Source organism: Acidovorax sp. HMWF018 (assembly GCF_003061035.1).
GTDB lineage: Bacteria > Pseudomonadota > Gammaproteobacteria > Burkholderiales > Burkholderiaceae_C > Acidovorax > Acidovorax delafieldii.
Genome location: NZ_QAIM01000553.1, coordinates 11989 through 21458, shown reverse-complemented (window position 1 = coordinate 21458; position 9470 = coordinate 11989). Strand labels below are relative to the sequence as shown.

Annotated in this window: 8 protein-coding genes and 1 pseudogene; 6 read left to right on the top strand and 3 right to left on the bottom strand. The window is 65.6% G+C overall.

Going from position 1 to position 9470, the window contains the following annotated elements; genetic code table 11:
• The 3 genes and pseudogenes from DBR23_RS23540 to gudD all read left to right on the top strand — a co-directional run.
• Positions 1-98, top strand: a pseudogene (locus DBR23_RS23540) (5-dehydro-4-deoxyglucarate dehydratase); the annotation flags it as partial.
• A gap of 85 nt (positions 99-183) precedes the next feature.
• Positions 184-1173 (top strand): tripartite tricarboxylate transporter substrate binding protein, encoded by a 990-nt coding sequence (locus DBR23_RS23535; protein WP_108499770.1) that lies wholly within the window; start codon positions 184-186, stop codon positions 1171-1173.
• A 49-nt stretch (positions 1174-1222) separates the two neighbouring features.
• Positions 1223-2575, top strand: coding sequence for a glucarate dehydratase (gudD, locus tag DBR23_RS23530; protein ID WP_056746653.1), 1353 nt, complete (start codon positions 1223-1225; stop codon positions 2573-2575).
• A 61-nt stretch (positions 2576-2636) separates the two neighbouring features.
• Here the strand turns inward: gudD and DBR23_RS23525 are convergent, their stop codons facing one another.
• Positions 2637-4166 carry a sensor histidine kinase gene (locus DBR23_RS23525; protein ID WP_056064216.1) on the bottom strand — a complete coding sequence of 510 codons (1530 nt, stop codon included), beginning with the start codon at positions 4164-4166 and terminating at the stop codon, positions 2637-2639.
• Positions 4167-4172: 6 nt separating this feature from the next.
• Positions 4173-4904: a two-component system response regulator OmpR gene (gene ompR / locus DBR23_RS23520; protein WP_015014739.1), complete on the bottom strand. Its 732-nt coding sequence runs from the start codon at positions 4902-4904 to the stop codon at positions 4173-4175.
• 217 nt (positions 4905-5121) lie between these two features.
• Here ompR and DBR23_RS23515 point away from each other — a divergent pair, with 217 nt between their 5' ends.
• Entirely contained in the window at positions 5122-5835 is a 714-nt protein-coding gene (locus DBR23_RS23515; protein WP_108499772.1) for an SIMPL domain-containing protein, read from the top strand.
• A gap of 115 nt (positions 5836-5950) precedes the next feature.
• On the opposite strand, the gene DBR23_RS23510 is transcribed toward DBR23_RS23515, so the two are convergent.
• Positions 5951-6733, bottom strand: coding sequence for a 3-hydroxybutyrate dehydrogenase (locus DBR23_RS23510; RefSeq protein ID WP_108499769.1), 783 nt, complete (start codon positions 6731-6733; stop codon positions 5951-5953).
• Between the two features lie 116 nt (positions 6734-6849).
• Here DBR23_RS23510 and DBR23_RS23505 point away from each other — a divergent pair, with 116 nt between their 5' ends.
• Both DBR23_RS23505 and DBR23_RS23500 read left to right on the top strand, forming a co-directional pair.
• Complete coding sequence (locus DBR23_RS23505) at positions 6850-7818, top strand: alpha/beta fold hydrolase (protein WP_108499768.1); 969 nt, start codon at positions 6850-6852, stop codon at positions 7816-7818.
• A partial coding sequence (locus DBR23_RS23500) for a bifunctional (p)ppGpp synthetase/guanosine-3',5'-bis(diphosphate) 3'-pyrophosphohydrolase (RefSeq protein WP_233250701.1) occupies positions 7815-9470 on the top strand: 1656 nt, incomplete at its 3' end. The genes DBR23_RS23505 and DBR23_RS23500, both read left to right, overlap by 4 nt.

Genomic DNA, 9470 nt, shown 5'->3' with positions numbered 1-9470 from the left:
GCCATGACGGCGGCCCGGTGCGGGCGCCGCTGACGGACCTCAAGCCCCATGAGATGGAAGAGCTCAAGGCGCTGATTGACAAGCTCGGGCCGCAGTGAACGCGGCCGACTGATTCCTTCCTTTTCTCATCCACCCCCGAGGCTCCGCAGAGGGCCTGCCATCACTACTTTCGGAGACACCCTCATGTTCGTTGCCCAGAAACTGTTGCTTGTAGCTGCCGCCTGTGGCCTTGCCTTTGCCGCATCTGCGCAGACCGCCGCGCCCGCTGCTACCACCTGGCCCGATAAACCCGTGACCATCGTCGTGCCGTTCCCGGCCGGCGGTTCCACCGACATGGTGGCCCGCGCCATGGCCCTGCACATGGGCGACAAGTTGGGCCAGAACTTCGTGGTGGACAACCGCCCGGGTGCCACGGGCACACTGGGCGCGGGCATGGTCAAGCGCGCGCCAGCCGATGGCTACACGCTGCTGGTGTCGTCGCTGGGTGCCTTTGTCGTGGCGCCGCATTTGCTCAAGAGCGTGCCATACGACGCCCTCAAGGACTTTGACTACATCACCGTGCCGGTACAGGCGCCCAACGTGCTGGTCGCAGCCCCCGGACAGAAGGCGCGCACCGTGAAGGAGGTGATCGCCCAGCTCAAGGCCAACCCTGGCAAGGTGAGTTTCGCCAGTTCGGGCAACGGCTCGTCAGACCACCTTTCTGCCGAAGTGTTCTGGCAGCAGAGCGGCACCGAAGGCCTGCACATTCCCTACAAGGGTGGCGCACCGGCCATCAACGACCTGCTGGGCGGGCAGGTGGAGTTCTCGTTCCAGAACGTGAACGCCGTGTTGCAGCACATCCGTGCGGGCAAGCTGCACGCCATCGCTGTGACGGGCGACAAGCGCAGCCCTGTACTGCCGGATGTACCCACGCTGGCCGAAGCGGGCGTGGCCGGTGCTGAGGTGTACTCCTGGCAGGGCATGGCCACACCCAAGGGCCTGCCGCCTGCACTCAAGAAGAAGCTCGCTGACGCCGCCATCGCAGCCATCAACGACCCTGCCGTGAAAAAGCGCATGCTGGACCAGGGCCTGGAGATTGTGGGCAGCACGCCCGAAGCCTTCACCGCCTACCAAGCGCGCGAATTCGCCCGTTGGAAGACCGTGATCGAGACCCGAAAAATCACCGCTGATTGAGCCCTGCCACGAGGCGCCGGGCGCGCCTCATCCTCGTTTTCTGACCACCATGACCAACTCTTCCAATCCATCTGCCACCAGCACCCCCGTTATCACCGAGCTGCGCGTGGTGCCTGTAGCGGGCCACGACAGCATGCTCATGAACCTGAGCGGCGCGCACGGTCCGTTCTTCACGCGCAACCTGCTCATCCTGCGTGACAGCGCGGGCAACACAGGCGTGGGCGAAGTACCCGGCGGCGAGAAGATCCGCCAGACCATCGAAGATGCGCGACCGCTCATCGTGGGCCAGCCCGTGGGTCACCACAACGCCGTGCTCAATGCCATGCGCGCCCAGTTTGCCGACCGCGATGCGGGCGGGCGTGGCCTGCAGACCTTTGACCTGCGCATCACCATCCACGCCGTAACCGCGGTGGAGTCGGCCTTTCTCGATCTGCTGGGCCAGCACCTGGGCGTGCCCGTGGCCGCGCTGCTGGGCGACGGCGTGCAGCGCACATCGGTGCAAATGCTGGGCTACCTGTTCTATGTGGGCGACCGGGCAAAGACCGATCTGGCCTACCGCACCGAGCCCGGCGCCGACAACGACTGGTTCCGCCTGCGCAACGAAAAGGCGATGACGGCTGAGGGCATCGTGCGCCTGGCCGAGGCCGCTTACCAGCGCTATGGCTTTGCCGACTTCAAGCTCAAGGGCGGTGTGCTGCGTGGCGAGGAAGAGGTCGAGGCCATCCGCGCGCTGCACGAGCGCTTCCCCGAAGCGCGCGTGACGCTGGACCCCAATGGCGGCTGGCTGTTGAAAGACGCCATCCGCCTCACGCGCGACCTGCACGGTGTGATGGCCTATGCCGAAGACCCCTGCGGCGCAGAAGGCGTGTTCTCGGGCCGCGAGGTGATGGCCGAGTTCCGCCGCGCCACCGGCCTGCCCACCGCCACCAACATGGTGGCCACCGACTGGCGCGAAATGGCGCACAGCCTGGCGCTGCAGTCGGTGGATATTCCGCTGGCAGACCCGCATTTCTGGACCATGGCCGGATCAGTGCGTGTGGCGCAGATGTGCCAGGCCTTCGGCCTCACCTGGGGCTCGCACTCCAACAACCATTTCGATGTTTCGCTGGCCATGTTCACCCACGTGGGCGCCGCTGCCCCGGGCCGCGTGACCGCGATCGACACGCACTGGATCTGGCAGGACGGCGAGCGCCTGACGAAGCAGCCGTTCCAGATCAGGAATGGTTTCATTGACCTGCCCGAGAAGCCCGGTCTGGGGGTGGAGCTGGACATGGACGAGGTTGAGCGCGCCCACCGCCTGTACCTGCAGCACGGCCTGGGGGCCCGCGACGATGCGATTGCGATGCAGTACCTGATCCCCGGCTGGAAGTTCAACAACAAGTCACCTTGCATGGTGCGCTGAGGCGGTTCAAAAACACAAAGCCCTCCAATGGAGGGCTTTGTGTTGGTGGCAGGGCAGGGGATCAGGCCATCCTGTCTTCCGCCCGTCGCCGGGGCAGCTGGCGCTTGACGGATGGGCGCTGCAGGCGCTGCTTGGGGTCCACGCCCTCGGGCAGGCTGGTGGCACGCTGCAGTTGCAGGTGGGCCACCAGGCCGCCGGTGCTGGAGTTGGCCAGCGCAAAAATGCCGCCCATGCGCTGCACCGTCTTGTCCACAATCGACAGCCCCAGGCCTGCACCTGCCGCCGCCGTGCGTGCCGAGTCGCCCCGGAAGAACGGCTTGGTGAGGTTGGACAGCTGCTCAGGCGGCACGCCAGCGCCGTGGTCGCGCAACTTGATCAGCACCCAGTTTTCGCGGCTCTTGGCAGCGATGTCCACGTTGGTGATGCCCGTGTCCTCGTTCTTGCCGTAGCGCCGGGCGTTTTCCAGCAGGTTGGAGATCACACGGGCCAATTCCACCTCGTCTGCCAGCACGTTCAGGTCCTCAGGCACTGCCATGGTGATCTGCAGCTCGCGGTGGTCCTGCACCGCGTACACACACGACGACACCACCGCATGCAGGTTCACCGGCGTGAGCGTCACGTGGTCGGGCCGTGCGTAGTCCAGAAACTTGTCGATGGTGGCGTCTAGCTGCACGATGTCGGCCACCATGTGCTCGCGGGCCACTTCGTCGGTCACGCTCATTTCCGTTTCCAGCCGCAGGCGCGCCAGCGGCGTGCGCAGGTCGTGCGAAATGCCCGCCAGCATCACGGCGCGATCCTGTTCCAGCTTGGCCAGCTTTTGGGCCATGCGGTTGAAGCCGATGTTCACCTCGCGGATTTCGCTGGTCACCACTTCTTCGTCGAGGTGGCTGGCGGCAAAGTCACCGTCTTTGACGCGGTTGGCCGCATAGGACAGCTGCTTGAGCGGGCGGTTGATCAGCCGCGCAATGGCCGCGGCACCGGCCAGCGACAGCGCGGCGGCCGTGATCAGCCAGATCAGCCAGGTGCGTCCCCCTGCCGGGCTGAAGCGCGAGCGGTCCATCAACAGCCAGTTGGGGTCGCCGTTGATGTTGAAGCCGACCCACAGGCCGTTTTCTCCGTTCACGCTTTGCGCCACGATGGTGTCCGGGCCCAGGCGCATGGTCAGTTCGTCGGTCAGGCGGTTGCCCAGCGCCGTCGGGTCGAGCAGCGCGTACTTGTCCTTGGGCTCGCGCGGCAGGATGCGCACCCCCTCCTGGTCGGCCATGGTCTTGATGAGCGACACGCGCGCAATGGCGTCGGAATGCACCAGCGCCGCGCGACTCAGGTTGACCAGCGATGCAATCTGCTGCGCGGTCTGCAGCGTGCGCGGTTCAAACTCCAGCGCGCGCAGGGTTTGTAGCCACGCCAGGATGCTGCCCACCAGCAGCAGGGCCAGCAGAAAAAACGTGCGCCAGAAAAGGTTCAGACCGACGCGCGCACGCTGTTCCCGCGCCCGCCGAATGGCCTCCAGCGGGGCAGGGCTGGTGGCGTCGGAGGGGGCGGTGACAGACTTGCGGGACGAAGATCTCGGCTTGCCCTCGGTGTTGGCCATGAACTATCAGCTCGTTCCGTCCGGCACAAACACGTAGCCCACGCCCCATACGGTCTGGATGTAGCGGGGCGCAGCGGCGTCCACTTCCACCAGCTTGCGCAGGCGCGACACCTGCACGTCCAGGCTGCGGTCGAAGGGCTCGAACTCGCGGCCGCGGGCCAGCAGAGCCAGCTTTTCGCGCGACAGGGGCTGGCGCGGGTGGCGCACCAGGGCCTTGAGCATGGCGAATTCGCCGGTGGTCAACGGCAGTTCTTCGCCATTGCGCTGCAGTGCCCGCGTGCCCAGATCGAAGGTGAAGGGGCCAAAGGTGACGACTTCGTTGTCCCCCGATGGGGCGCCCGGGGCTTCCTGGGCGGGGCGGCGGCGCAGCACGGCGTGGATGCGGGCGAGCAGCTCGCGCGGGTTGAAGGGCTTGCCCAGGTAATCGTCGGCGCCCACTTCCAGGCCCACGATGCGGTCCACGTCCTCCCCCTTGGCAGTGAGCATGATGATGGGAGTGCGGTCGTTGGCGGCGCGCAGGCGGCGGCAGATCGACAAACCGTCTTCGCCGGGCATCATCAGGTCCAGCACGATGATGTCCACCGTCTCGCGCAGCAGCAGGCGGTTGAGGGCCTTGCCGTCTTCGGCAACCATGACTTCAAAACCCTCTTGGGTGAGGTAGCGGCGCAGCAGGTCGCGGATGCGGGCGTCGTCGTCCACTACCAGAACTTTGTCGGTGCGATTGGGTGTTGTGGCCATGTTGATCTCAAGTCCAATTTGTAACAGAGCCAATTCTGACCAGTTGGAACGCCGAAGTTCGGGTTTGGAGGCCGGGTTTGACCAACTGTTACAAGTTTTGCCCAGCTTCGCACCTCGTGCGACATGGCTTTGTCAAGGGCGTAGCGCACTGCGGTTAAGGTGGTGCCCCGCACCCCTGGCAACCGGGGCGTGCACCAATGACAAGGACCGTGTGATGATGAAAAACACTACCAAATTGATAGCTGCCAGTGCATTGATCGCCTGCGCAAGCGCCTCTTTTGCCCAAAATGCACCGGCCCCTGAGCTGCGCAATGTGGTGCAGCTGTCGGCCACGGGCACGGTGGAGGTGCAGCAAGACCTGCTGGTGCTCAACCTTGCCACCAGCAAAGAGGCCGCCGATGCCGCTACCGTGCAAACCCAACTCAAGCAGGCGCTGGATGCTGCACTGACCGAGGCCAAGCGCAATGCGCAGCCAGGCCAGCTGGACGTGCGCACCGGTCTGTTCGGGCTGTACCCCCGCTATGGCAAGGATGGCAAGATCAACGGCTGGCAGGGCCGGGCAGAGTTGGTGCTGGAGGGCCGTGACTTCGCGCGCATCACGGCCACCGCCGGCAAGATTCAGACCTTGGCGATCAGCCAGGTGGCGTTTGGCCTGTCGCGCGAGGCCCGCGCCAAGGTGGAGTCCGAGGCCCAGACCCAGGCCATCGAGCAATTCAAGGCCCGTGCGGCCGAACTGGCCAAGGGCTTTGGATTCGCGAACTACAGCCTGCGCGAAGTGGCGGTGAACAGCAATGAAATGTCGCCCGGCCCCCGGCCCCGCATGATGGCCGCCGAGGCCAAGGCGGCGTCGTTCTCGGACTCAGCCGTGCCGGTGGAAGCGGGCAAGGCCCAGGTCACGGTGAACGTGTCGGGCTCGGTGCAGATGCGCTGAGGCCTCTGAGCCCCTGAGTCGCTGGGTGTGCCCTGTTTGAAATAAAAACGGCTGCAAGCGCTAGTGCAATAAACGCTGGCAGCTATCAAAAGCAGAGCGATTGCTCAGCGCCGGCTTACTGAGCAGCCCAGCCGCCGTCCATGTTCCACGCCACGCCACGCACGTTGTTGGCGGCGGGGGAGCAGAAGAACACGGCCAGCTCGCCCAGCTCTTCGGGCGTGGTGAACTGCATCGAAGGCTCCTTCTCGCCCAGCAGCAGCTTCTTGGCTTCTTCATTGGAGATGCCGTGTTCGGCGGCCTTGGCGTCCACCTGCTTTTGCACCAGTGGCGTCAGCACCCAGCCTGGGCAGATGGCGTTGCAGGTCACGCCGGTGGTGGCGTTCTCCAGCGCAGTGACCTTGGTCAGGCCCACGATGCCGTGCTTGGCCGCCACATAGGCGGACTTCTGGGCCGATCCCACCAGGCCGTGCACCGACGCCACATTGATGATGCGGCCCCAGTTGGCGCTCTTCATCGCGGGCAGGGCCAGGCGCGAGGTGTGGAAGGCACTGGTCAGGTTGATGGCGATGATGGAGTCCCAGCGTTCGACGGGAAAGTTCTCCACATTGGCTACGTGCTGGATGCCTGCGTTGTTGATCAGGATGTCCACGCGGCCAAACTGGCTGGCGCTGTACTTCATCATGTCTTCGATGTCGGCCACACGGCTCATGTCGGCGCCGTGGTAAGCCACCTGGGCGCCCGCAGCCTCGCCGGCCGCCAGCACATCGGCACGGGGGCCATCCACATCGCCAAAGCCGTTGAGCACGATGTTGGCACCCTGGCGCGCCAGGGCCTTGGCGATGCCAAGACCAATGCCGCTGGTGGAGCCGGTGACGAGGGCAGTTTTGCCTTTCAGCATGGGAGTCTCTCCGAATGAATTACGATGCGACGACAAGAAAAAGTCGGCACTCAGGGGCAAGCGATGGGTGCCAACGACCACAGCATTATCGAGCGCTGCCCCCGGATTTCGCACCCATGATTGAACCTACGCTGAACTACGTACTGTGCCCAGGCCCCGCGGCCTCGCCGGAGACTCCAGACCGCGCACCCGCTCCCGCACAGCAGCACCGCATGGCGTATTGGGAGTGGAACGCCACCGGCAACCCGGCGCACCCGCACGTCATCGTCTGCGTGCACGGCCTGTCGCGCCAGGGGCGCGATTTTGATACCTTGGCCCGCGTGCTGAGCCAGCATGCACGGGTGATCTGCCCCGACGTGGTGGGCCGGGGACGCAGTGACTGGCTGGCCGACCCCATGGGCTACCAGATTCCCCAATACGCGGCGGACATGCTGGCATTGCTGGCGCAGTTGCACCAGCAAGCCCCCATCACCACGCTGGACTGGGTGGGCACGAGCATGGGCGGGCTCATCGGCATGGGCATCACCGGCCAGCCCGCTCTGCCCTTGCCGGTGCCTGTGCGCCGGCTGGTGCTGAACGATGTGGGGCCTGTCATCCAGTGGCAGGCGCTGCAGCGCATCGGACAGTATCTGGGGCAGCCCGCGCGGTTTGCATCGCTGCAGCAGGCGGCCGATGCAATGTGGGCCATCTCCACCAGCTTTGGCCCCCACACGCCCGCCCAGTGGCTGGAGCTGTCACGCGCCATGGTGCGTGAGCTGCCGCAGTCCGCCGGAGGCGGCTTGGCGCTGCACTATGACCCGGCGATTGCCGTGCCTTTCAAAACGCTGACGCAGGAGGCTGCAGTGGCGGGCGAGGCGGCGCTGTGGCAGCTGTATGACCACATCACGGCCCAGACGTTGCTGTTGCGCGGTGCGCAGTCCGACCTGCTCTCGCGCGATACGGCGCAGGCCATGGCGCAGCGCGGGCCCCGTGCCCAGGTGGTGGAGTTTGAAGGCGTGGGTCACGCGCCCACGCTGGTGGCGCCCGATCAGGTCGCCGCAGTCGCGGATTTCCTGCTGGCGTCAGAAGGTGCTGTGGCCGGATGAAAACCAACCCCCCTGCGCCAGCGTCTCTCACCCCCCAGACCGACGCCGTCCCTCAGCTCATCGCCGCCACGGCGCACACCCTGCCGGAGCAGGTGAACGCACTGGCGCGTGCGCGCGCGTTTGCCGAACCGCTGATGGCGGGCGAAACGCTCGACTCCGGCGAGAACACGCTGGCCCACGCCGATGCGGTGGCCGCGATCCTCAAGGGCATTGGCGGCTCCGAAGCCATGCAGGCGGCCAGCTATCTGGTGCATGCCTGCATCCACCTGAACAAACCCGAAGAAGTCATCGCCAAGGCGTTTGGCGCCAACTTTGCCGCGTTGGCGGTGGAGACCACCAAGCTGATGCGCGTGCAGCAACAGGCCCGCGCGGCTGCACCGCTGGACGACCCGGCCGTGCAGACAGAGAACGTGCGCAAGATGCTGCTGGCGTTCTCGCGCGACCTGCGTGTGGTGATGCTGCGCCTGGCCTCGCGCTTGCAAACGCTGCGCTTTCACGCGGCCAGCAAGCGTCCCGTGTCGCCCAGCTTGGCGCGCGAGTCGCTGCAGGTGTTTGCGCCGCTGGCCAACCGCCTGGGCATCTGGCAGGTGAAGTGGGAGCTGGAGGACCTGTCCTTCCGCTTTCTGGAGCCCGACACCTACAAGGAAGTGGCCCGCCTACTCGACGAAAAGCGCGGCGAGCGTGAGGTCTACATGGAGCAGCTGCGCGCGCGGCTCGAATCCGACCTGCGCGCCCGCAGCATCAGCGCCACGGTCGCGGGCCGGCCCAAGCACATCTACAGCATCGTCAAGAAGATGCGCGGCAAGTCGCTCAACTTCGACCAGGTGTTCGATATCCGCGCGTTGCGCGTGGTGGTGCCCACGGTGAAGGACTGCTACGCGGCCCTGAGCTGGGTACATGAGCAGTTCAAGCCCATCGTGGAGGAGTTTGACGACTACATCGCCAAGCCCAAGCCCAACGGCTACCAGTCGCTGCACACCATCGTGCGGGACGACAACGGAAAGCCCATCGAGATCCAGATCCGCACCCAGGCCATGCATGAACACGCCGAGCACGGCGTTGCAGCGCACTGGGCCTACAAGGAGGCAGGCGCCAAAGGCTATGCGGGCGTGTCTGCGACGGGCGAGTACGACGCCAAGATTGCCGTGCTGCGCCAGCTGCTGGCGTGGGAGCGGGACCTGGCGGGCGCGTTGCCCAACCGGGGCTTGTTCGAGGACCGCATCTACGTGCTAACCCCCGATGCCGCCGTGGTGGAGCTGCCCCAGGGCGCCACTCCGGTGGACTTTGCCTACTCGGTCCACACCAGCCTGGGCCACCGCTGCCGGGGCGCCAAGGTCGATGGTGTGATGGTGCCGCTCAATACCCCGTTGCAAAACGGGCAGACGGTCGAAATCTCTACCGTCAAGGAAGGGCGCCCCTCGCGCGACTGGCTCAATGCCGAGCTGGGCTATCTCACCAGCAACCGCGCCAAGGCCAAGGTGCGTGCCTGGTTCAACGCACAGGCCACGCACGAGACAGTGGCCCGGGGCCGCGAGGCGGTCGAAAAGCTGTTGCAGCGCGAGGGCAAGACCGCCATCAAGCTCGACGATCTGGCGGTGCAACTGGGCTTCAAGTCGGCCGACGCGCTGTTTGAGGTGGTGGGCAAGGACGAG